Origin of the sequence: Nonomuraea sp. NPDC050643 (assembly GCF_040654715.1) — a bacterium.
Lineage (GTDB): Bacteria > Actinomycetota > Actinomycetes > Streptosporangiales > Streptosporangiaceae > Nonomuraea.
The window spans coordinates 17,478-38,278 of record NZ_JBFAIM010000066.1; the positions used below are offsets into that span (position 1 = coordinate 17,478).

The following is a 20,801-nucleotide window of genomic DNA, read 5'->3' on the forward strand; positions in this document are numbered from 1 at the left end:
CCTAGAGATACCGTGCCCCACTTGTTCCCCGCTTGCAGAACGCTTGGGTACTTACGTAACAGTATGAGCACTGTCGGTATCAGATCATGCGCGGGCGTCGGCGGTGAAAGGATGGCCTTGTGGAACGACTGCGCCATCATCTCCTCGAAACCGGATACACGATCGACGGCGTCCGTGAGCGCCTGGGCAGCATGGCCGCCACTGCCCTGGCCCGCGAGGAGCTGGTCCCGGCCCTGCGCGCGACGGCCGACGGCGACCCGCTGGCGACGCTGATCAGACTGTGGTGGCTCGGCGTCCCCGTCCCCGCCAAGGCCGTGCCGGCCGCAGTGCTGGCGCCGGTGCTGGAGTCGGGGCTGGTCGCGGCCGACGGCGACCGGATCAGCGCGACCGTGCACCTGCAGCCCTGGGAGACCGGCGGCTACCTGGTCTCCGACAGGAAGGTCCGCCCCGGCGACCCGGCGCTGCGGTCCGACCACGTGGTGGGGGCCGGCGGCGCCTCGGCCAACCTGGCCCAGCTCGTCACCCGCCGTCCGGTCGAGCGCGCGCTCGACCTGGGCACCGGGTGCGGCGTGCAGGTGCTGCACCTGGCCGGCCGGGCCGGGCACGTCGTGGCCACCGACCTCAACCCGCGCGCCCTGGAGCTGGCCCGGGTGAGCTGGGAGTTGTCCGGGGTCTCGGGGGTCGACGCGCGGGCGGGGTCGATGTTCGAGCCGGTCGGTGACGAGCGGTTCGATCTCGTCGTGAGCAACCCGCCGTTCGTGATCGCGCCGGCGCGGGAGGGGAGGCTGACCTATCGGGAGTCCGGGGGCGAGGGCGACTCCTTCTGCCGCGACCTCGTACGCCGGGCGCCCCGCCACCTCAACCCCGGCGGCCAGGCCCACTTCCTGGCCAACTGGCTGCACGTCGAAGGCGAGGACTGGCACGACCGCGTGGGCGGCTGGCTGCGTGAGACCGGCTGCGACGCCTGGGTGGCCCAGCGCGACGTGCAGGACCCGGCCGAATATGTCGAGCTGTGGCTCAAGGACGCGGCCGAGCAGGGCACCCGGGCCTACGCCGAGCACTACGACCGCTGGCTGGCCTGGTTCGACGAGCACAAGGTCGAGGGGATCGGCTTCGGCTGGATCACCATGCGCAACTCCGGCACGCTCGACCCGGTCGTCCGCGTCGAGCACCTCGCGCACCAGGTCGCGCTGCCGGTCGGCGACTACGTCGACTCCGTGGTCGACGCCATCGCCGCCGCGCACCGGGCCGAGGGGCTGGACGGGGCGCTGCTGCGTACCGCTGAGGGTCTGCTGGACGAGCGGATCGGGCTGCCGGGCGCCGAAGACCCCATCCGCATCGTCCTGCGTCAGACGCAGGGGCTGCGCCGCAGCAGGGAGGTCGGCACGGTGGAGGCCGCGCTGGCCGGCGTGTGCGACGGCGAGCTGGCGCTCGGGCCGTTGCTCAACGTGATCGCCGAGCTGGTCGGCGACGGTGAGATCCCCAACTCCGACGCGGTCCGGCCCCTCATCGCCGAGGGTTACTTCCTGCTTTAATCGCCCGTTGATTCGACGTTGACCCCTCGGGTGCAGGCTCTGGGGCAAGACACGGACCTGGGGGGTTCGAGGGCCGTGTCAGGTCCGGCCGGCCGTCTGAGTGAGGCGGCTAGCCACCGCGCGGAGCATCCGGATAACCGGGCCCCCTAGCGACGCGTGGCGGCATGGATGGCCGGCCGGGCTGAAAACCATTGATCACGAGCATTCGTGACTCCCGAAGGACAGCCTTGATCAACCATGTGTGGATGACACGTCTGGACGACGAGCTGTACTCAGGACTCGACGACGGACCCGTTGAAGGGCCCATTGACGGGCCCGTTGACGGGCCGATCGACGGGCTCATCGAGGGGGAGAGCGTCGAGCAGGACTTTGAGGTCGCCGGCCTCGGGAGCGCCGAGGCGGGAGAAGATCTCAAAAGCCTGCCGTAGGCAGTCGAGACTCCTCGACGTGCTGCCGAGACCGCGCAGCGCCTTGCCGAGCACCGTGAGCGACAGCGCCTCGCCGTACGGATGACCGATCTCGCGGGAGACCACCAGGGCCTCCTCGGCGTGACGGACGGCGTCGGGGTAGCGCTCGGCGGCGATGAACGTCTCGGCCAGCCTGGAGCACACCCGCTGCTCCCAGACCCGCTGCTTGCTGGCCCGGAAGAAGGCCAGGCACTCGGCGTGGTGGTGGACGGCCTCGGTCAGGCGGCCGACCCGCGACAGCACGATGCCCAGGTGGTAGCGGGCCCTGGCGGTGCCGGCGCCGCTGCCGATCTCGGTGAAGATGGCCAGGCCCTTCTCCGCCGCGGCGATCGCGTCCTCAGGACGGCCCAGGCCCAGGTGGTCGCGGGCCGAGTAGCTGAGGACCAGCGCCTCTCCGGCCGGTACGCCGTTCTCGCGGTAGAAGCGCATCGCCGCGTCGAACAGGCCGAGCGCCTCGGTGTGGCGGCGCTGCCGGCCCACGACGACGGCCAGGGCGTTGAGCACCTCGCCGGTGACGATCTTCTCGTGCCGGGCCACCGACAGCTCGTGCACGATCCTGAAGTGCTCCTCGGCCTCCTTCAGCCGGTTGCCGGCGAACAGCACCCGGCCCAGCACGTAGCGGGCCCGCAGCTCGCCGGCCTGGTCGCCGAGGCCCTGCGCGGCGGCCAGCACGGCGCGCGTGCCCTGGTCGAACTCGCGGATGTGCGTGCCGGCCTCCAGCAGCGGCTCCATCGCCACCAGCAGGTCGGCGGCGGGCAGCAACTGGTCGTCGGCGCGCGCGGAGGAGGCGGCCTGGTTGATGGCCGCGAACAGCGAGTCGCCCTCGGCGATCAGCCAGGCCACGGCCTCGTCCACGCTGGTGAAGGCGCGCCCGCCGCAGACGACCACGAGGTTGGCCGGGATCATGCTGCCCTCGTAGGCCAGCCTGTGCGCGGACTGCGTCGAGGCCAGGTAGAAGCCGAGCAGCCGGCGCAGCGCGAGTGTCCGGGCCTGGGGGCGCTCGGCCTTGTCGAGTGCCCGCCGGGCGAAGAGCTTGAGCAGGTCGTGGAAGCGGTAGCGGCCCGGCGCGGGGGCTTCGAGCAGGCTGGCGTCCACCAGGGACTCCAGCACCTCCTCGGTCTCGAACCCGCTCGTCCCCAGCACGGCGGCCGCGGCGTCGGTGGAGATGTCGGGCCCGTTGGGCAGCGACAGCAGCCGGAACGCGCGGGCCTGGGCGGCCTCGAGCTGACCGTAACCGAGCGCGAACGTGGCCTCGACGGCCAGGTTGCCCACCCGCATCTCGTCGAGCCGGCGCTGCTCGTCGGCCAGCCTGGGCACCAGCGAGGCGACCGTCCACGAGGGGCGCGCGGCCAGCCGGGCGGCCACGATGCGCACCGCCAGCGGCAGGAACCCGCAGACGGCCACCACGTCCATGGCGGCGCCGTGCTCGGCCGACACCCGCTCGGCCCCGGCTACCGACGAGAACAGCGACAGCGCCTCGTCCGGCTCCATCACGTCGAGGTCGATGAGCTTGGCCGAGGGCAGGTCGGCCAGTTTGACCCGGCTGGTCACGATGGCCGCGCAGCCCGGCGTGCCCGGCAGCAGCGGGCTGACCTGGCGGGCGTCGCGGGCGTTGTCGAGCAGCACCAGGATGCGGCGCTCGGCCAGGATCGAGCGGTAGAGCGCCGAACGCTCCGCCGGCTGGTCGGGGATGACGTCGGCCGGGATGCCGAGCGCGCGCAGGAAGCCGCCCAGCACGGACTCGGGCGCGGTGGCCTCGTCGGTGTAGCCGCGCAGGTCGGCGTAGAGCTGGCCGTCGGGGAAGACGTCGTCGACCAGGTGGGCGACGTGCACCGCCAGCGTGGTCTTGCCGACGCCGCCGATGCCGGAGATCGCCGCCACCGGCACGCCCTCGGAGGACGACTGGGCCGACAGCAGCGTGCGCAGGCGTACCGCGATCTCCTTGCGGCCGGTGAAGTCGCTGACGGCGGCGGGGAGTTGCGCGGGCCGGGGCAGCTCCAGCGCGGCGGGCGGCTGCTCCTCCTCGTCCGCGGGCTCCTCGGACGGCTCCTCGGCGGCGGTGGCGGTGGCGGTGGCGGAGAGCGTGGGGTCGGCGGCCAGGATGCGCTGGTGCAGGGCGGTCAGCTCGGGACCGGGCTCGATGCCCAGCTCGTCGACGAGCGCCTCGCGCGTCTCGGTGAAGACGTTGAGGGCGTCGCCCTGCCGCCCGCAGCGGTAGTAGGCCAGCATGAGCTGGGCGCGCAGCCGCTCGCGCAGCGGGTGGTCGGCGGTCAGCGCGATCAGCTCGGACACGATCTTCGCGTGGTTGCCCAGCTCGAGGTCGACGTCCATGAGCGTCTCGATGACGCTGATGCGGCGCTCGATCAGCCGGTCGCGCTGGTGCTCGGAGTAGGGCCCGACGGTTCCGGCCAGCGGCTCGCCCTCGAACAGCGACAGGGCGTCACGCAGGGCCGCGGCGGCGGCGGAGAGCCGGCCGGCCTTGCGGGCGGCCTCGGCGTCGTGGATGCCGCGCTCGAAGCGCACCAGGTCGAGCGCGTCCTCGGGCAGCCGCAGGGCGTAGCCCCGGCCGATGGAGGTGAGCAGCTCGGGGCGGGAGCGGGCGGGTCTGTCGGGTTCGAGCACGGTGCGGAGCCTGGAGACGTAGGTGCGCAGCGCGCCCAGGGCCCGCGGCGGGGCGTCCTCGCCCCACACCGCGTCGATCATCTCGTTCGGGGTGACCGCGCGGCCCTCCCGCAGGAGCAACATGCCGAGAATGGAGCGCTGCAGCGGGGTGCCCAGGTCGAGTTCCTGGCCATCACGCCACGCGCGGACAGGACCGAGCACGGCGAACCGCAGCCCGCCCTCAATGCTCTGACCAGCCATGCCGTCTGTCTCCAAGCCAATGGAACGATTTGTTACCAAATGATAGATCCATGTTTGCTCGTCACCTAGATGTGGGCTGATCGTTTACCGAGACGTTGATCCGCCTTTGATCGGGTGTTGAGTACGCCCCTGGATGCTGATGGTCGGCCAGGCATGACGCGCATCGCGGGGGCGTGTGTCATGTAGAGCGGATGCAGGCGGGAAAAAATACAGGCCCCGCCCTGAATGTGGGCGGGGCCGTCGGTGAACGGGTTCTCAGGCTGCCTCGACCAGTCCGAGTCTCATGGCCAGCCGATCGCGTACGGCCGGCCATTCGGAGTTCAGGATCGAGTAGAACGCGGTATCTCGGACCGTATTGTCGGCGCCTCGGCTATCCGCTCGCCGCACCCCGTCGAAGTGTGCGCCGAGAGCCTCGATGGCGGCCCGGGACTTGGTGTTGCGTACATCTGCCTTCAGGGTGATGCGGTGGACGTTCCACGTCTCGAAGGCGTGCGAGAGCATGAGGAACTTGCTCTCCCGGTTGACCCCGGTGCCCTGGGCGCAGGCGCCCAGCCAGGTGTAACCGATGTCGGCCACGGACGGAATGTCGCCCACCGCGCCACGTGTGCCCGGAGGCCAGGGCATGGGGCCCTGCCAGTACTCCAGGTGCATGAGACGGGTGGCACCGACCACGCGGTCGGTGTTCAGCCACCGGATGGCGAAGGGCAACGTGCGGCCCTCCGCCTGCTCAGCCATCGCGGCCTCCACATAGGAGACCATCTCGTCCCGGCCATTCGGGACCCGGGTGAAGCCGTAGGTGGAACGGTCTTCACCCGCCGCGGCGACGAGGTCATCGACCGCCGCGAGGCTGAGAGGTTCCAGGCGCACGGAGCGCCCGGACAGGGTGACAAGAGCGGGCATGTGCACATGATGAGGGGAAGCGAGGGCGCACGTAACCAGGCAGTTAGGAAGATCTTTTACCGGATTCTGCGGACTGGTTGTTTCCGCAGGTCAGAGCCCCCTTTTGGGGGACGGTAAACCGGCTCTTGGGCAAAGATTCGCCTAACCGTGACATGGCGCTGGGACGAGCGCGGAGAGGCGTTCGCGCACCGCGCCGTGGCGCACCAGCGAGAGCTCCTTCAGGCCCATCGACAGGTAGTCGAGATTGTCCGCGATCCACGGCAACTGGAGCGGGTCGTCGCTGGTGAGAGCGGCCTGTCGCTCCTCGGCGGTGTCGCCGTAGAGCAGGCTCACCGCCACGCGTACGCGGGCGTACGCGGGGTCGTCGCCGAAGGCGTGTCCGGGCAGGACTCCGATGCCGTGTTCCTCCAGAAGGATCTTGGTGATCTCGGCCGACCCGCCGAGTCGCAGATGGCTCAGGTCCGGATAGAGGTAGAAGCCGCCCTGAGGGATCGGCACGCCGGCGCCGATCTCCACGAACCGGTCGCGTACGGCCCGCGCGACCGTGCCGTGCAGCCGGCGGCTGCGGGCGATGCGGTCGGTCAGCTCGGGCGGATCGCCGAAGGCGTAGGCCGCGGCCTCCTGTACGGGCGCCGCGGGCGCCGACCAGATCTCGCTGGCCACCGCGAGCAACCGCCGGCGCAGCGCGTGCCCGTCCTCGGGCAGCCTGGCCACCCCGATCCGCCAGCCGCCCAGCGCCAGGCTCTTGCTCAGCCCGGTGGTGATGATCGTGCGCTCGGGCGCGAGATCGGCCGGCGAGGTGTAGGGCAGGTCCGGGTCGTGCAGCAGGTCCCGGTAGATCTCGTCCGAGATGATCATCAGGTCGAGCTCGCGGGCGAGCCTGACCAGGCGGCTGATGGACGACGGCGTGGCCAGCCGGCCCGTCGGGTTGTCGGGCAGGGTGACCAGCACCGAGCTGACCGTCCTGCCCTGCGCCCTGGCCCTGCGGACTTCGGCGGCGACCAGATCCGGGTCGGGCACGCCACCCTCTCCTGGCGGTGCGGGCACCAGGATGGGGCGGGAACCGACGAGATCGGCCTGCGCGGCGTAGCTGACCCAGCTCGGCATGGGCAACACGATGTCTCCGCCGATCGCCAGGAGCAGGCCGTACAGCAGCGACTTGCTGCCGGGGCCGCTGACGACCAGGTCGGGGTCGGTGATGAGCCCACGTCGTGTCCAGTAGCCCGCCGCCGCGGTCCGCAGTCCGGACGCCCCCGCGACCGGCCCGTAGCCGTTGCGCTCTGATGCGGCGGCCAGCTTGTCGCGCAGTGCCGGGTGGACGGGCAGACCTGCCTCCCCGAAGGCCAGGTGCACCACGCGCTCCCCGGCGCGCCGTCTTCGTTCGATGTCCTCGTTCGCCGCCAGAGTGGCGGACAGAGTCACGCTCATGTTGGTCACCTTCCCAGCGTGGTTGGATGAAGGCATCAGGACAAGCGAGGCTTTTTGTGGGTAGGCATAAGGAAGACTGATGCTCGAATTGCGGCGGTTGGTGCTGATCTGCGAGTTCGCCAGAAAGGGCAGCATCGCGGCGACGGCGGAGTCGCTCGGTTACAGTCCTTCGGCCGTCTCGCAGCAACTCGTGGCGCTGGAGCGCGAGACCGGGACGGCCCTCATCGACAGGACGGCGCGCAGCGCCGAGCTGACCGACGCGGGCCGCCGGTTGGTCGTGCACGCCGAGCGCATCCTGTCGATGGTCGAGGAGGCCGAGTCCGACCTGTCCGCCCACGCGGGCACGCCCGCGGGACGAGTCGTGGTCACCGCGTTCCCGACGGCGGCGGTGGCGTTCGCGCCCGCGCTCGCCCGCTCGCTGCGCCGCCACACGGAGCTGACGCTCCGGCTCGGGCAGAGCAGGTCGGGGCGCGGCATGCGCGAGGTGCAGTCGGGGGAGGTGGACATCGCGCTCGTCGACGACTGGTACGGAGGCGTCCGCGACAGCGAGAGCCTGCGCGTGTTCCCCCTCCTGCGCGACCCTCTCGTGCTGGTGGTGCCGCGCAAGCACCGCCTCGCCGACCCCGACGTGCCCCTGGACCTGCGCGAGCTGCGGAACGAGCCGTGGATGGCGACCCCCGACGGCGAGCCCTCGCGGCTGGCGGTGGACCGGCTGCTGGTGGACGTGGGTGGCACCCGGCCGACACCGTGGGAGTTCGAGGGCCTGGGGACGATCCTGTCGCTCGTCGCCAAGGGCATCGGCATCGCCGCCGTCCCGGCGCTCGCGCTGGCCGCCGGGGTGCGGGGGCTGGCCGTGCGGCAGTTCCCGGGCAACCCGGTGGGGCGCGAGGTGCACGCGGTCGCCCGCGGCTCCAGCGTGCACCGGCCGTCGGTGTCGGTGACCCTGCGCGCGATCCACGTGGCCGCCCGCTACATCGCGGCCGACCTGGATCCGGTACGCCCGGCGGACCGCGCCAGGGAGACCCCGCGCGGCCAGGACGACCCGCTGGCCGAATGGCCGGGCAAGGCGCTGCGGTCGATGGGGGACGTGGGCCGCTCGTTCGGCGAATGAGGTGACACCTCGTCCGACGCGATAACGTCTGCGCCTATGGCGCCGACGTACGAGATCGAGCACCTTCTGCTCGCCCAGCCGAGCATCCGCACGGTGGCGGGGGTCGACGAGGTGGGCCGCGGCGCCTGGGCGGGGCCCGTCACGGTCTGCGCCGTCGTCACCGACCTGTCCGAGCCGCCCGCCGGGCTGACGGACTCCAAGCAGGTCTCCGCCGCCAGGCGCGGGCCGCTGGCCGCCGAGCTGGACGGCTGGGCGGCCGGCGTCGGCTTCGGCGAGGCCACGCACACCGAGATCGACACGCTGGGCATGACCGAGGCGCTGCGCAGGGCCGCCCGCCGGGCGCTGGAGTCGCTGCCGGTGCGTCCCGACGCGGTGATCCTCGACGGCAAGCACGACTACATCGGCCCGCCGTGGCCGGTGCGCCTGGAGGTCAGGGGCGACGCGGCGAGCATCTCCGTGGCCGCCGCGTCGGTGCTGGCCAAGGTGCGGCGCGACGCCTACATGGCGACGATCGGCTGCCACGCGTACGGCTTCGCCGAGAACGCCGGCTACCCCTCGCCCATCCACCAGGAGACGCTGGCCGAGCTGGGGCCGACCGCGCACCACCGGCTCTCGTGGTCCTACCTGGACGACCTGCCGAAGTGGCGGCACCTGAAGCGGCATCGCGACCCCCTCGCCGGCGAGGGGCAGGCCACCCTTTTCGGCTGAACAGGCTCCATAAGCCCAGGTCATCGGCCATCATCGGGTGCGTGCGAATCGGGGTCTTCATCGTCGCGGCGCAGTTTCCCGGCCAGGAGCCGGGGCGGGTGCTCGCCGATGCCGTCGAGCTGATCGTGGCGGCCGAGGAGGCGGGGTTCGACGACGCGTGGATCGCCGAGCACCACTTCATGTCCTACGGCGTGTGCCCGTCGGCCACCACGCTGGCGGCGGCGGCCGTCGGCAGGACCTCGCGGATCGGGCTCGGCACGGCCGTCAGCGTGCTGTCCACCTGGCATCCCGTGGCGCTCGCCGAGCAGGCGGCCATGCTGCACCACCTGTCCGGCGGGCGGTTCACGCTGGGCGTGGGCAGGGGCGGGCCGTGGGTGGACCTGGAGGTCTTCGGCACCGGGCTCGACCGGTACGAGCGGGGGTTCGAGGAGTCGCTCGACGTCCTGCTCGGCGCGCTGTCCGGCGGCGGTTCGGTGGCGGCCGACGGGGAGTTCTTCCGGTTCCGGGAGGTCGCCATGGTGCCCGGGGCCCGGCTGCGGCCGGTGGTCGCGTGCACCTCGGAGTCGACCGTGGGGCTGGCGGCGGCGCGCGGGCTGCGGATGCTGCTGGGGATGCACGTCGGCGACGCGGACAAGGCGGCCCTGATCGCCGGCTACGCCGCACGGGGCGGGACGGCGAAGGGGCACGTGGCGGCCGGGGTGGCGTACGTGGCCGACTCGACTGCCGCGGCGGTGCGGGATCTCAAGGGGTCGATGCCGCGCTGGATGGGGCCGGGGCTGGCGGGATATGTGCCGGTGGACGGGCGGCTTCGGGGGTCACGTGACGTGCCGGCGTACGTGGAGCTGCTGAGCCGTATCCATCCGGTCGGCTCGGCGGAGCACTGCGCCGAGACCCTGCGCCGCACCTCGGAGGTCGCCGGGATCGAGCACTTCATCGTGATGGTGGAGGGGATGGGCGAGCACCGGCGGACCCTGGAGAACATCCGGCGGTTCGGGGCCGAGGTGCTGCCGCTGCTGCCCGAGTGACCGGCGGGCCGGGGAACGGCCCGCCGGCAGGGTTCAGCAGTCCACCAGTTCGGGTTTCTGGTTGAGGATCTGAGCCCGCGGGGTGACGAAGTCGGCCAGGGCCTTCGTCGCCGCCGGGTCGAACACGGCGACCCGGTGGCAGTTCTGGAAGGCCAGGCGGACGCCGAAGTAGCGCTCCAGCGCGCCACGCATCGAGTCGCTCGCCAGGCAGCGCAGGAGCTGCCCCCGAGCCTCCTCGGACGGCGGCGGCACCTGGTTGTCGGCGAACTCGGCCCCGCTGTGCTCGCGTTGCTTGACCAGCTCGCTGATCAGCGACCACGCGTAGGGCAGGGAGTCGCGGACGCATGCGATGAACGTCGCGTCGTCCACGTCACCGACTCTGGCCTGGTCGAGCAGATCGTTCGGAACGGTCAGCGACATGCTGTCTCCTCTCGAAGGGGTCGAATATGACGCTAAATACGGAAAGGGAGGCGCTCCAGATGCCTGGCGGGCACAGTCGTGTCGTCAGGGCGCGTGCTCAGGGGCCTCGATCGGTGTGTTCGGTCAGGGGCCGTAGACGAAGTCCGGGTCGATCTGCTCAGACAGGTCGGTGCCGGTCCTGTCGTTGCCCCAGGCGCGGGCGTTGCGCAGGTGGAACTCCGCGGTCTGGCGGCCGAAGCGGGCCCAGTCCTTGTCCTGCTCGTCGAGGGTCTTGCGGAGCACGGCCAGGGCGTCGGCGTTGGCCGGTTCGAGGTCGTCGAGCGTGAAGTGGCGGCCCTGCTCCATGGCGCGGACGGCGGTGGAGTGCTCCATCCAGGTGAGCAGGTCGTCGCCCACGTGCTCGCGCAGGAAGTCGACGTCGGACGGGCCGTGCACCTTGTTGCCGACCACGGCGAGCGCCACGTCGTACTTGGCGGCGTAGTCGCGGTACTGGTGGTAGACGCTGACGCCCTGCCTGGTCGGCTCGGCGACGAGGAAGGTCAGGTCGAACCGGGTGAACAGGCCGGAGGCGAAGGAGTCGGCGCCGGCCGTCATGTCGACCACGACGTATTCGCCCTGGCCGTCGATCAGGTGGTTGAGCAGCAGCTCCACCGCGCCGACCTTCGAGTGGTAGCAGGCCACGCCCAGGTCGTCCTCGCTGAACGGGCCCGTGGCCAGCAGGCGCAGGCCGTCGGGGGTGGTCAGGGCGTAGGGGTCGGCGGCCAGGTCGTCGAAGCTCAGCAGCGTGGAGCCGCGGCCGGGCGGGGTGGTCTTGACCATGGCGTCGGCGGACGGGATGCGCGGGTTCGTGCCGCGCAGCCGGTCCTTGATCTCGGTGAGGTGGGCTCCGAGCGGCTCGGGCTGCCGGTCGAGGCCGAGCACGAGGGCCAGGTGCTGGTTGATGTCGGCGTCCATGGCGACCACGGGGCCGCCCTGGCTCGCCACATGCCTGGCGAACAGCGCCGACATCGTCGTCTTGCCGCTGCCGCCCTTGCCGACGAACGCCACTCTCACGAGCCGCTCCCATTGAGTATGAAAACCGTTTCCGTTTCAGATCATCATGCCACACTGGGCGCATGCGCGAAGAGGAATTGGCCCACGCCGTGCGGCTACGGGAAAAGGGTGAGAAGGAAGAGGCCCGGCGGCTGCTGGTCGGTCTGGCCAGGCGGCATCCTGGCGACGCCGAGGTGGCCTACCAGACGGCCTGGGTGCACGATTCGCTCGGGCTCGAGGCCGAGGCCGTGCCCTACTACGAGAAGGCGCTGGCGGGAGAGGGCCTGACCGCCGAAGACCGGCTGGGGGCCTGGACGGGATACGGGAGCACGCTGCGGGTGCTCGGGCGCTACAACCAGGCGCTGGAGATGTTCACCAGGGGGCTGGGCGAGTTTCCCGGCGATCCGGCGCTGCGCACGTTCAAGGCGATGACGCTGTACAACCTCAAGCGGCCCCAAGAGGCGGTCTCGATGCTGCTCAAGGTGATCGCGGAGTCGGACAAGGCGGGCGGCTACCAGCGGGCCATCGGCTACTACGCCGACAACCTGGACGAGAGGGTCTAGCCGCAGGCCGAGTCGAGGTTGATCGGGGCGTCGGGGCTGGGCGAGGGCGTGTGCGCGGCGGTCTTCGTCGAGGGGCGATCGTCCAGGGCCTCCGCGACCTTGCCGCGGATCAGGTGCCAGTCGGGGTCGGCGGTGCTGATCAGCGGGGGTACGAAGCTGAGGCTGCGCATCTTGGCGTCCTTGACCTTGTCGGCCAGGTTCACGACGGCGGGCAGGAGGTCCTGGGGCAGGTCGGTGGAGATGGCCCGCTTCGTGGCCGCCGCGAGGCGCTCGAAGCTGTTGAGCACGGTCATCGGGTCGGCCTGCTTGGCCACGGCGTTGAGCAGGCACTTCTGGCGGCCCATGCGCACGTAGTCGTCGCTGTCGGTGCGCGAGCGGCCGTACCAGAGGGCCTCCTCGCCGGACAGCTTGCGGGTGCCGGCGGCGAGCATGCCCTCGCGGTGCCGGCCGTAGACGATGGGCTCCTTGATGGTCACCTGTACGCCGCCCATGGCGTCGATGATCTCCGCGAAGCCCTTCATGTCCACCATGGCGTAGTAGTCCACGTCGATGCCGAGGATCTCGCCGATCGTCTGCTTGATCAGGGTCGGGCCGCGCTTGCCCTTCTCCGCGCCGGGCACCATGTCCGGGTGGTCCTCGGCGAACTGGAAGACCTCGTTGAGCAGACCGGGGGTGCCGGGGCCCGCGCCGGTGAAGCCCCACGGGAAGCGTGCCCTGGCCGGGCCGTCGGGCATCCGGACCTGCTGCAGGTTACGCGGGAGGCCGAACAGGGTGGTCGCGCCGCTTTCGACGTCCACGCTGGCCACGGTCATGCTGTCGGTACGCACCCCGGGCCGGCCGGGCGCCGAGTCGCCGCCGAGGAGCAGGAAGTTGACCCGGTCGGCGCCGTTCCACGGGTCCTGGGCCATGACGGGGGCGGTGCTGCCGGGCCTGAACAGGGTGTTCACGACGTCGCGCGACAGGTAGGCGAGCCGGGTGGCGTACGCGGTCGGGGCCAGGACGAGCGCGCAGAGGGCGATGGTGAGCGTGGTGGTCAGGAAGCGGCCGACGGCGTCCGAGCGCGCGGGGCGTACGAGGAGGAAGGACCAGACGATCACGCCGGTCCAGATGAGGGCGATCGCCACCAGGGCGGCGGTGAGCACGCTGAGCCAGCGCGGCTGCACGGCCAGGGACAGGAGGTTGACGCTGAACGCCGTGAACACGGTCAGCACGCCGGCCAGCATCAGCACGTAGGCGGCCATCAGTGCCAGCCCGGTTTTGCGGCGCTCGGCGGCCAGGTGCGCCACTCCCCACAACACCGTCGAAGCGAGTGTCAGTGCGATGCTCGCCCCCAGGCCAAAATTTCGCTCTCTTCCCGTCATGCCTGGTCAAACCCCCATTGCGTGCCCATCCAAGCCACCTTAGTAACGGGTTGTGCGTGATTGGCGGGGCGAAGGGGAAGGTTTTGGTCAATTCCCCGTCAAGACCACCTTGAGATATAACGTGAATGTGCGCAAGCGACACGGCAGGTACGGGTTCGACGCGCCCTGGGCCCTGGCCGGTCTGCTCTTCGGAGCGGCCGTCCTGCTGGCCCTGGCGGTGCTCTCCTTCACACTCGACATCCTCCCCGCGGGAATCGCCTTCCTCTTCGGCTCGCTCTACACGCTGGCCAGCGCGACCAGCTACGTCTACACGACGCGGCGCGGCAAGTTCGCGGTCTGGGCCGAGGAGCTCGAGCGGCTGGAGGGCGGCGAGCGGCTGCTCGACCTCGGCTGTGGCAGGGGAGCGGTGCTGCTGCAGGCGGCCCGGCGGCTGGAGCGCGGCCGGGCGACCGGCATCGACCTGTGGCGCTCGCGGGACCAGCCGGGCAACGGCGAGACGGTGACCCGGACGAACGCCGAGGCGGAGGGCGTCTCCGAGCGCGTGGAACTCGTGACGGGCGACATGCGTGACCTGCCCTTCGGCGACGAGGCGTTCGACGTGGTCGTCTCCAGCCAGGCCGTGCACGACATCCCTGCCCAGGACGGGCGCGAACAGGCCGTCCGCGAGGCGCACCGGGTGCTGCGGCCCGGCGGGCTGATGCTGATCGCCGACTTCCGGCACACCCCCGCGTACGAGGCCACGCTGCGCGGCCTCGGCGTCGTGGACATCCGGCGGCGCGACGCCGGATGGCGGTTCTGGCACGGCGGCCCCTGGCTCCGCACGGAGATCCTGGAAGCCAGGAAACCTGCCGCATAGGCCACGTTTGCCGCCCGCTCGCGGGGTATCCACATGACCTTATGAGCGACGTCGGAACCGGGACCATCAGCACGAAAGTGCCCGCACGGCTGGACCGGCTGCCGTGGTCCCGCTGGCACTGGATGATCGTCATAGGTCTCGGCACCGTCTGGATCCTCGACGGGCTCGAGGTCACCATCGTCGGCAACCTCTCCGCCCAGCTCGCCAAGCCGGGCAGCGGCCTGGACATCACCCAGGCGCAGGTCGCCGGCCTGGCCGCGGCCCTCTACGTGGCCGGCGCCTGCTCGGGCGCATTGTTCTTCGGCTGGCTGACCGACAGGTTCGGCCGCAAGAAGCTGTTCATCATCACGCTGCTCGTCTACCTGTTCGCGACGCTGATGACCGCGTTCTCCTTCAGCGCGTGGTGGTTCTTCCTGTTCAGGTTCCTGACGGGGTTCGGGATCGGCGGCGAGTACGCCGCCATCAACTCCGCCATCGACGAGCTCATCCCCAGCCGGCACCGCGGCCGCATCGACATCATCATCAACGGCAGCTACTGGCTCGGCGCCGCCGGCGGCGCGCTGCTGACCGTGCCGCTGCTGAACGACCTGCCGGTCAACATCGGCTGGCGCGTCGCGTTCGGCCTCGGCGTGGTGCTGGGCCTGGCCATCCTGCTGGTCCGGCGGAACGTGCCGGAGAGCCCGCGCTGGCTGTTCATCCACGGCCGGGGCGAGGAGGCCGAGAAGATCGTCGGCGAGATCGAGCACCAGATCGGCAAGGACGACCTGCCCGAGCCCGAGAAGTCGATGACCATCCACCAGCGCAAGTCGATCGGGTTCGTCCAGATCGCGCACACCATGGTCGCCCGCTACCCCAAGCGGACGGTGCTGGGGCTGTCGCTCTTCGTCGGGCAGGCGTTCCTCTACAACGCGATCACCTTCGGGTACGCGCAGATCCTGTCGACGTTCTACAACATCGACACCCACACCGGTTACTACTTCGCGGTCATCGCGGTCGGCAACTTCCTCGGCCCGCTCCTGCTCGGCCACCTCTTCGACACCGTGGGCCGGATCCCGATGATCTCGGCCACCTACATCGTGTCCGGCGTGCTCCTGCTGGGCACGGCCTGGCTGTTCAACCAGGGCCTGCTCGACGCGGTCACGCTGACGGCCTGCTGGTCGGTGGTGTTGTTCGTGGCCTCGGCGGGGGCCAGTTCGGCGTACCTGACGGTCAGCGAGATCTTCCCCATGGAGACCAGGGCCATGGCCATCGCGTTCTTCTTCGCGGTCGGCACGGCCGTCGGCGGCATCGCCGGACCGCTCATCTTCGCCTCGCTGGTCGAGACCGGCAAGCTGGGGGACACCGCGCTGGCGTTCACCATCGGCGCGGTGGTGATGATCGCGGCCGGGCTGGTCGAGCTGTTCCTCGGGGTCAAGGCCGAGCGCAAGGGGCTGGAGGAGATCGCCGAGCCGCTCACGTCCGCGAAGACCGCATGACGCCGGTGGCGGTCAGGTGCGCCTGCCCCGCCACGCGGTCGATGTACGCGCCGGGCAGGCCGTACAGGATGGAGGCCATCTCCCGGTCGTGGAGCACGGGCAGGGCGGCCAGCGCGTCGGAGGCCAGGCCCCGGCAGTACGCGATCGTGCGCTCTGCCATCCGGCTCGCCCGCAGCTCGCGCAGCACCTCGTCCGCCGGCCCCGACACGTCGACCCCCGACAGGATCACGGGCAGGGTGTAGACGCCCTGCCGCAGGTCGTTGCCGGCCGGCTTGCCGAGCTGCTCGCTGGTGGCGGTCAGGTCGAGCAGGTCGTCGAGGATCTGGAAGATCAGCCCGAACTTCTCCCCATAGGTCGCCATCCGCGCCCGGTCCTCCGCCGAGGCGTGCGCGCACACGGCCGCCACCAGGCACCCGGCCCTGAAGAGGGCGGCCGTCTTGCCGGTGATGGACCTCAGCGCGCTCTCCTGCGTGCGGGCGGCGTTGAACAGCTCCGCCGTCTCCAGGTACTGCCCCTCGGCCAGCTCCACGACGGTGGCCGCCAGCACCTCCGCCACCGGCCTGGACACCGCCGTGATCGCCGCCAGCCCGGCCCTGGCCAGCATGAAGTCGCCGATCACCAGCGCCTTGCCGTCGCCCAGCTCGGCGTTGAGGGTCCTGGCGCCGCGGCGCTCGGTGGCCCGGTCCATGAGGTCGTCGTGCACGAGCGAGCCGGCGTGGACGAGCTCGACGCAGGCGGCGGCCGTGATCACCCGGCGGTCGGGGGCCTTGCCGAGCGCGATGGCGGTGGCGAGCGTCATGGCGGGGCGCAGTCGTTTGCCGCCCGCCGAGACGATGCGCCCGGCGCCCGCGTTGATGCCGGGCAGCGCCGACGAGCCGCTCAGCCGCTTGACCTTGGCTTCGACCTTGGCCAGCCCCGCGGCGACGGCCGGGCTGCGCAGTAGTTGATCCATGCCGTCCAGCCTGCTCGGCCGCCGCTGTGCCGAGCCTGAGAGACCCTGAGGAGGCTCTCAGCGGTGAACAATGTCGGGTGTGAGCGAAGAATCCTCGGAGGAGGTCCTCTATCTCATCGTCTGCGCGGCGGGTGCGGCGGCCGACGTCGGCCGGCTGGTCGCCATGGCGCAGGAGGCGGGCTGGGTCGTGCAGATCGTGGCCACGCCGTCGGCGCTGGACTTCATCGACGTGGGGGAACTGGAGCGGCAGACGGGGCGGCCGGTGCGCAGCCGGTACCGCAAGCCGCACGAGCCGAAGCCGCCCAGGGCCGATGCGATGATCGTGGCGCCGGCGACGTACAACACGATCAACAAGTTCGCGCTGGGGATCGCGGACACGTACGCGCTGGGGGTGCTGGCGGAGGCGCCGGGGCTGGGGATCCCGGTGGTGGTGCTGCCGTTCGTCAACAGCGCCCTGGCCGCGCGTACGCCCTTCCGGCGCAGCGTCGAGGATCTGCGGGCGGACGGCGTACGGGTGGTGCTCGACGCGGACCACTCCGAGTCCTATCCGTGGGAGCGGGCGCTGGCCGAGCTTGCGTCTGACACCGTGTGAGGCTTTATGCCAGGATGTGCCGACTTTGGGAGGTACATCGTGGAAATGGCTGAGCGGGTCGATGAGGTGCTGCGGTCCGGCGTGGCGCCCGGTTTCCATGGGCTCGTCGTGATGCGGGCCGGTGAGGTCGTGATCGAGCGGTACGGTGCCGGGCCCGACCACCGGCTCGGGGAGCCGCTGGGGCACGTGGAGTTCGGGCGGGACACGCTGCACGACCTCCGGTCCGTGACCAAGAGCGTCGTCGGGCTGCTGTACGGGATCGCGCTGGGCCAAGGGCTGGTGCCGGAGCCGGGGGCGGGCCTGGTGGGTCAGTTCCCGGAATATCAGGATTTGGTGGGTGACGCGGGGCGGGCGCATCTCACCGTCGAGCATGCCCTGACCATGACCTTGGGGCTCGAGTGGGACGAGAGCGCGCCCTACACCAGCCCCGCCAACAGCGAGATCGCCATGGAGATGGCCCCCGACCGGCACCGCTACGTGCTGGAGCGGCCGGTCGTCGAGGAGGCGGGCAGGCGGTGGCACTACTGCGGCGGGGCGAGCGCGCTGCTCGGCGGGATCATCGCCCGGGGGGCCGGCCGGCGGCTGGAGGAGTACGCCGATGACGTGCTCTTCCGGCCGCTCGGCATCGGGTCGTTCGAGTGGGTCACGGGCGGCCACGGGCTGGCGAGCGCGGCGGCCGGGCTGCGGCTGCGGCCGATCGACCTGGCCGCCGTCGGGCAGCTCGTGCTCGACGGCGGGCGGGACATCGTGCCCGGTGCGTGGCTCCGGGAGGCGCTGCGCCCCCATGTCGCGATCGCCGACGGCTGGGAGTACGGCTACCAGTGGTATCTCGGCACCGGTGAGCGCCGCTCGGTCGAGGGCATCGGGAACGGCGGGCAGCGCTTGTTCGTGGCGCCCGAGGAGGGCCTGGTCGTGGCGGTCACGGCGGGAGACTACGACATGGGGGCCGACAGCGCGACGGCCGTGCTGGACGCCGTCGTCGGCCGATAGTCGCCTCGGCCCTCAGGAGGCGAGCAGGACGCGGCCCGTGAGCGCGCGGCTCTCCAGGAGGCGGTGGGCTTCGGCGGCCTGCTCGAGGGGGAGGGTGCGGGCGATGGTCGCGGCGCTCCGGCCCGTGGCGAGCCTGGTCAGCAGCTCCCGGTAGTGCGTGCCGAAGACCTGTCCGGCCCAGGCGGGGCCGCTGCAACCGGTGACCGTCACGCCGTGCTCCATGAGGTCGGCGGCGGTCACGGCGGCGGGTTCGCCGCTCAGCAGGCCGTAGTTCAGCAGGCGGCCGGTGCCGGGCGTGAGGTGGTCGAGCACCTGCCTGGCCGAGGCGCCGCCGATGGCCTCGAAGGCCACGTCCACGTCGGGCAGCTCGGCGGGCCAGCCGGGCCGCCCATGGTCGAGTACGGTGTCCGCGCCCAGCTCGGCGGCCCGTTCGCGCTTGACGGGCGAGCCCGCGGTGGCGATCACCCGTGCGGCGCCGAACTCCTTGGCGTGCCGTACCAGGAAGGTGCCCACCGAGCTGGTGGCGGCCTCCACCAGGACCGTTTCGCCGCCGGTCAGGGCGGCGCGGTGGAGGAGGGCGAGGGCTATCGAGCCGGGGGCCGCCGCCGCGAGCGCCTCGGCCGGGGCCACGCCGTCGGGCACGGGGCAGGTCATGGCAGCGGGGAGGGCGACGTATTCGGCGTATGCCCCGGTTCCGCCGGTCACCCCGACGATGGTGGTGCCGAGCAGGCTCTCGTCCACCCCGGGGCCGACCTCGATCACCTCGCCGGCGGCCTCCGCGCCGAGGACGGCGGGAAGGGTCAGGGGGAAGGGGAACGTGCCGGCCCGGATCTGCGTCTCGGCGTAGCTGACGCCGACGACCTGGGCGCGGATGACGACCTGGCCCTCCGCCGCGGCCGGGCGTGGCAGGTCGGCCGGCCGCAGCAGTTCGGGGGCGCCGGTTTCCGGCAGGACGATCGCGCGCATGGCGAGTTCTCCTCAATTAAGTGAACCAGTGGTCCAGTTAATATATGGACCACTGGTCAACTTTGTCCATGGGAAAGAATGACCGGATGGAACGTCGAGAGCGGGCCGACGCCGCGCGCAACAGGCAGGCGATCCTGCGGGCGGCCGAAGACCTGCTGCGGCGGCACCCGCCCGAGCAGGTCTCCGTCGAGCGGGTCGCGGCCGCCGCCGGCGTGGGCAAGGGGACGGTCTTCCACCGGTTCGGCAGCCGTACCGGGCTCATGCTGGAGTTGATGTCCGAGCGGGCGCGCGAGCTGGAGCAGGCCGTGGTCGAGGGGCCGGCACCGCTCGGGCCTGGTGCGGAGCCGGAGGAGCGGCTGGTCGCGTTTCTGGCGGCGGCGGCGGCGCTGGGTGCGCGCAACGGCAACCTGATGGCGGCGATCGAGCACGCCGCGATCACCAGGAAGACCGGCGCCGAGCAGCCCAGGGAGGCCAACCCGATCTACGTGTTCTGGCACCGGCACGTGTCCGGGCTGATCGCCGCGGGGCGGCCCGACGTGGACGCCGCGCAGATCGCCCACATGCTGCTCGGCACCCTGCACATGGAGCCGATCGCCAGCCAGTTGCGGGCGGGTGAGCATGAGCGGCTCGCCGCCGCCTTCGCCCAGCTCGTCAGGGGGCTGTTCAGAGAGGCAGGTGGGTGATGGCGGCGTGGAAGGCGGCGATGGCCGCTCTGATCGCCGGATGCGCGCCGTTGCCCCTTCTGAACGCCGCCAGCGTGCGGCGGCTCAGCGGCAGGCGCGTGAGCGTCACCCCGGGCGGTGGGCCGATCGCGGCCAGGCGGGGGACGAGCGCCACTCCCTGACCGGCGGCGGCGAAGGCCAGCACGGTGTCGAAGTCGTCGATGTGGTGCCGCACGCGGGGCTCGAACCCGGCCGCCTGGCAGACCCTGATCGCCATGGTGTGGCAGAGGGTGCCGGGCTTGTTCGTGATCCACGTGTCGGCGCGGGCGGCGGCGATCGAGGGGCGGTCGGTGAGGTACATGGGCTCGCTGAACAGCGACTCGGTCTCGATCGAGGCGTCGGTGACCGGCGGGACGAAGTCGTACTCGTGCACCAGGGCCACGTCCAGCTCCCCGGCCCGCAGCGCGGCCGAGACGTCGGCCGGGTCGATCTCGCTGATCATCGGCTCCAGCCCCGGATGCGCGCCGGTCAGGTCGGCGAGGGCGGGCGGCAGGAGCACGCGGGCGGCCGTGGGGAACGCGCCGATCCGCAGGGGTCCCGAAGGGCCGCCCCGCGCGGCGGCCAGGGCCGCCGACGCGCGTTCGAGCTCCTCCAGCACGGCCTGCGCGTGCTCCACCAGAAGGTGCCCCGCCGGGGTCAGGGACACCGTGCGGCCCGTACGTTCGAGCAGGGCCACGCCCGCCTCTCGCTCCAGGGCGCTGAGCTGCTGGGACACCGCCGACGGCGTGAACGTCACCGCCTCCGCCACCGCGGCGATCGTGCCGCGCCTGGCGAGTTCGCGGAGCAGGTGGAGCTTGCGTGGGTCGAGCATAAGCTCAGCTTAAGCTCGATCGAAG

Annotated in this window: 19 protein-coding genes; 10 read left to right on the forward strand and 9 right to left on the reverse strand. The window is 71.4% G+C overall.

Annotated elements, in window-relative coordinates; all coding sequences use genetic code 11:
* Window positions 1-119: 119 nt before the first annotated feature.
* Window positions 120-1,535 (forward strand): class I SAM-dependent methyltransferase, encoded by a 1,416-nt coding sequence (locus AB0I15_RS52110; RefSeq protein ID WP_358114280.1) that lies wholly within the window; start codon window positions 120-122, stop codon window positions 1,533-1,535.
* A 272-nt stretch (window positions 1,536-1,807) separates the two neighbouring features.
* Here AB0I15_RS52110 and AB0I15_RS52115 read toward each other — a convergent pair whose 3' ends face one another.
* The 3 genes from AB0I15_RS52115 to AB0I15_RS52125 all read right to left on the reverse strand — a co-directional run bounded on the left by AB0I15_RS52115 (window position 1,808) and on the right by AB0I15_RS52125 (window position 7,192).
* Window positions 1,808-4,864, reverse strand: a complete 3,057-nt coding sequence (locus AB0I15_RS52115) for a BTAD domain-containing putative transcriptional regulator (RefSeq protein WP_358114282.1) — start codon at window positions 4,862-4,864, stop codon at window positions 1,808-1,810.
* 255 nt (window positions 4,865-5,119) lie between these two features.
* Window positions 5,120-5,764, reverse strand: a complete 645-nt coding sequence (locus tag AB0I15_RS52120; RefSeq protein ID WP_358114285.1) for a GNAT family protein — start codon at window positions 5,762-5,764, stop codon at window positions 5,120-5,122.
* 141 nt (window positions 5,765-5,905) lie between these two features.
* Window positions 5,906-7,192 (reverse strand): pyridoxal phosphate-dependent aminotransferase, encoded by a 1,287-nt coding sequence (locus tag AB0I15_RS52125; RefSeq protein ID WP_358114288.1) that lies wholly within the window; start codon window positions 7,190-7,192, stop codon window positions 5,906-5,908.
* 79 nt (window positions 7,193-7,271) lie between these two features.
* On the opposite strand from AB0I15_RS52125, the gene AB0I15_RS52130 reads away from it, so the two are divergent.
* The 3 genes from AB0I15_RS52130 to AB0I15_RS52140 are packed head-to-tail and all read left to right on the forward strand — an operon-like array spanning window position 7,272 to window position 10,036.
* Window positions 7,272-8,303, forward strand: a complete 1,032-nt coding sequence (locus tag AB0I15_RS52130; RefSeq protein WP_358114291.1) for a LysR family transcriptional regulator — start codon at window positions 7,272-7,274, stop codon at window positions 8,301-8,303.
* A gap of 36 nt (window positions 8,304-8,339) precedes the next feature.
* Window positions 8,340-9,011, forward strand: coding sequence for a ribonuclease HII (locus AB0I15_RS52135; protein ID WP_358114294.1), 672 nt, complete (start codon window positions 8,340-8,342; stop codon window positions 9,009-9,011).
* Window positions 9,012-9,052: 41 nt separating this feature from the next.
* Window positions 9,053-10,036, forward strand: a complete 984-nt coding sequence (locus tag AB0I15_RS52140; protein WP_358114297.1) for an LLM class flavin-dependent oxidoreductase — start codon at window positions 9,053-9,055, stop codon at window positions 10,034-10,036.
* 33 nt (window positions 10,037-10,069) lie between these two features.
* Here AB0I15_RS52140 and AB0I15_RS52145 read toward each other — a convergent pair whose 3' ends face one another.
* Together AB0I15_RS52145 and AB0I15_RS52150 are read right to left on the reverse strand one after the other, a co-directional pair.
* A complete protein-coding gene (locus tag AB0I15_RS52145) occupies window positions 10,070-10,456 on the reverse strand; it encodes an SCO5389 family protein (RefSeq protein WP_358114300.1) in 387 nt (128 codons plus the stop codon).
* A 123-nt stretch (window positions 10,457-10,579) separates the two neighbouring features.
* Window positions 10,580-11,509, reverse strand: a complete 930-nt coding sequence (locus tag AB0I15_RS52150; protein WP_358114303.1) for an ATP-binding protein — start codon at window positions 11,507-11,509, stop codon at window positions 10,580-10,582.
* A gap of 62 nt (window positions 11,510-11,571) precedes the next feature.
* On the opposite strand from AB0I15_RS52150, the gene AB0I15_RS52155 reads away from it, so the two are divergent.
* On the forward strand, window positions 11,572-12,051 hold the full coding sequence (locus AB0I15_RS52155; RefSeq protein ID WP_358114306.1) for a tetratricopeptide repeat protein: 480 nt from the start codon (window positions 11,572-11,574) through the stop codon (window positions 12,049-12,051).
* Here the strand turns inward: AB0I15_RS52155 and AB0I15_RS52160 are convergent.
* Window positions 12,048-13,349: an LCP family protein gene (locus tag AB0I15_RS52160; RefSeq protein WP_358114308.1), complete on the reverse strand. Its 1,302-nt coding sequence runs from the start codon at window positions 13,347-13,349 to the stop codon at window positions 12,048-12,050. The two genes, AB0I15_RS52155 and AB0I15_RS52160, sit on opposite strands and share 4 nt — an antisense overlap.
* A gap of 190 nt (window positions 13,350-13,539) precedes the next feature.
* Here AB0I15_RS52160 and AB0I15_RS52165 point away from each other — a divergent pair, with 190 nt between their 5' ends.
* On the forward strand, window positions 13,540-14,268 hold the full coding sequence (locus AB0I15_RS52165) for a class I SAM-dependent methyltransferase (RefSeq protein WP_358114311.1): 729 nt from the start codon (window positions 13,540-13,542) through the stop codon (window positions 14,266-14,268).
* Between the two features lie 41 nt (window positions 14,269-14,309).
* Window positions 14,310-15,743 carry an MFS transporter gene (locus AB0I15_RS52170; protein ID WP_358114314.1) on the forward strand — a complete coding sequence of 478 codons (1,434 nt, stop codon included), beginning with the start codon at window positions 14,310-14,312 and terminating at the stop codon, window positions 15,741-15,743.
* On the opposite strand, the gene AB0I15_RS52175 is transcribed toward AB0I15_RS52170, so the two are convergent.
* The gene (locus AB0I15_RS52175) at window positions 15,721-16,695 is read right to left on the reverse strand and encodes a polyprenyl synthetase family protein (protein WP_358114317.1); all 975 of its coding nucleotides are present in this window, start codon (window positions 16,693-16,695) and stop codon (window positions 15,721-15,723) included. The genes AB0I15_RS52170 and AB0I15_RS52175 overlap by 23 nt on opposite strands.
* A 79-nt stretch (window positions 16,696-16,774) precedes the next feature.
* Between AB0I15_RS52175 and AB0I15_RS52180 the strand changes: the two genes are divergently transcribed.
* Both AB0I15_RS52180 and AB0I15_RS52185 read left to right on the forward strand, forming a co-directional pair.
* Window positions 16,775-17,287: a flavoprotein gene (locus AB0I15_RS52180; protein WP_358114319.1), complete on the forward strand. Its 513-nt coding sequence runs from the start codon at window positions 16,775-16,777 to the stop codon at window positions 17,285-17,287.
* A gap of 45 nt (window positions 17,288-17,332) precedes the next feature.
* Window positions 17,333-18,277, forward strand: coding sequence for a serine hydrolase (locus tag AB0I15_RS52185; protein WP_358114322.1), 945 nt, complete (start codon window positions 17,333-17,335; stop codon window positions 18,275-18,277).
* Between the two features lie 12 nt (window positions 18,278-18,289).
* Here the strand turns inward: AB0I15_RS52185 and AB0I15_RS52190 are convergent, their stop codons facing one another.
* Entirely contained in the window at window positions 18,290-19,243 is a 954-nt protein-coding gene (locus tag AB0I15_RS52190) for a zinc-binding dehydrogenase (RefSeq protein ID WP_358114325.1), read from the reverse strand.
* An 86-nt stretch (window positions 19,244-19,329) separates the two neighbouring features.
* Between AB0I15_RS52190 and AB0I15_RS52195 the strand changes: the two genes are divergently transcribed.
* On the forward strand, window positions 19,330-19,926 hold the full coding sequence (locus AB0I15_RS52195) for a TetR/AcrR family transcriptional regulator (protein ID WP_358114328.1): 597 nt from the start codon (window positions 19,330-19,332) through the stop codon (window positions 19,924-19,926).
* Here AB0I15_RS52195 and AB0I15_RS52200 read toward each other — a convergent pair.
* Window positions 19,907-20,776 (reverse strand): LysR family transcriptional regulator, encoded by an 870-nt coding sequence (locus AB0I15_RS52200; RefSeq protein ID WP_358114331.1) that lies wholly within the window; start codon window positions 20,774-20,776, stop codon window positions 19,907-19,909. The genes AB0I15_RS52195 and AB0I15_RS52200 overlap by 20 nt on opposite strands.
* Window positions 20,777-20,801: the final 25 nt, after the last annotated feature.

What these genes read in the sequence shown, in the direction of transcription:
- AB0I15_RS52115 (WP_358114282.1), bottom strand. Translation starts at nt 4,864, where the DNA reads ATGGCTGGTCAGAGCATTGAGGGCGGGCTGCGGTTCGCCGTGCTCGGT.
- AB0I15_RS52120 (WP_358114285.1), bottom strand. Translation starts at nt 5,764, where the DNA reads ATGCCCGCTCTTGTCACCCTGTCCGGGCGCTCCGTGCGCCTGGAACCT.
- AB0I15_RS52125 (WP_358114288.1), bottom strand. Translation starts at nt 7,192, where the DNA reads ATGAGCGTGACTCTGTCCGCCACTCTGGCGGCGAACGAGGACATCGAA.
- AB0I15_RS52130 (WP_358114291.1), top strand. Translation starts at nt 7,272, where the DNA reads ATGCTCGAATTGCGGCGGTTGGTGCTGATCTGCGAGTTCGCCAGAAAG.
- AB0I15_RS52135 (WP_358114294.1), top strand. Translation starts at nt 8,340, where the DNA reads ATGGCGCCGACGTACGAGATCGAGCACCTTCTGCTCGCCCAGCCGAGC.
- AB0I15_RS52145 (WP_358114300.1), bottom strand. Translation starts at nt 10,456, where the DNA reads ATGTCGCTGACCGTTCCGAACGATCTGCTCGACCAGGCCAGAGTCGGT.
- AB0I15_RS52155 (WP_358114306.1), top strand. Translation starts at nt 11,572, where the DNA reads ATGCGCGAAGAGGAATTGGCCCACGCCGTGCGGCTACGGGAAAAGGGT.
- AB0I15_RS52170 (WP_358114314.1), top strand. Translation starts at nt 14,310, where the DNA reads ATGAGCGACGTCGGAACCGGGACCATCAGCACGAAAGTGCCCGCACGG.
- AB0I15_RS52175 (WP_358114317.1), bottom strand. Translation starts at nt 16,695, where the DNA reads ATGGATCAACTACTGCGCAGCCCGGCCGTCGCCGCGGGGCTGGCCAAG.
- AB0I15_RS52185 (WP_358114322.1), top strand. Translation starts at nt 17,333, where the DNA reads ATGGCTGAGCGGGTCGATGAGGTGCTGCGGTCCGGCGTGGCGCCCGGT.
- AB0I15_RS52190 (WP_358114325.1), bottom strand. Translation starts at nt 19,243, where the DNA reads ATGCGCGCGATCGTCCTGCCGGAAACCGGCGCCCCCGAACTGCTGCGG.
- AB0I15_RS52195 (WP_358114328.1), top strand. Translation starts at nt 19,330, where the DNA reads ATGGAACGTCGAGAGCGGGCCGACGCCGCGCGCAACAGGCAGGCGATC.
- AB0I15_RS52200 (WP_358114331.1), bottom strand. Translation starts at nt 20,776, where the DNA reads ATGCTCGACCCACGCAAGCTCCACCTGCTCCGCGAACTCGCCAGGCGC.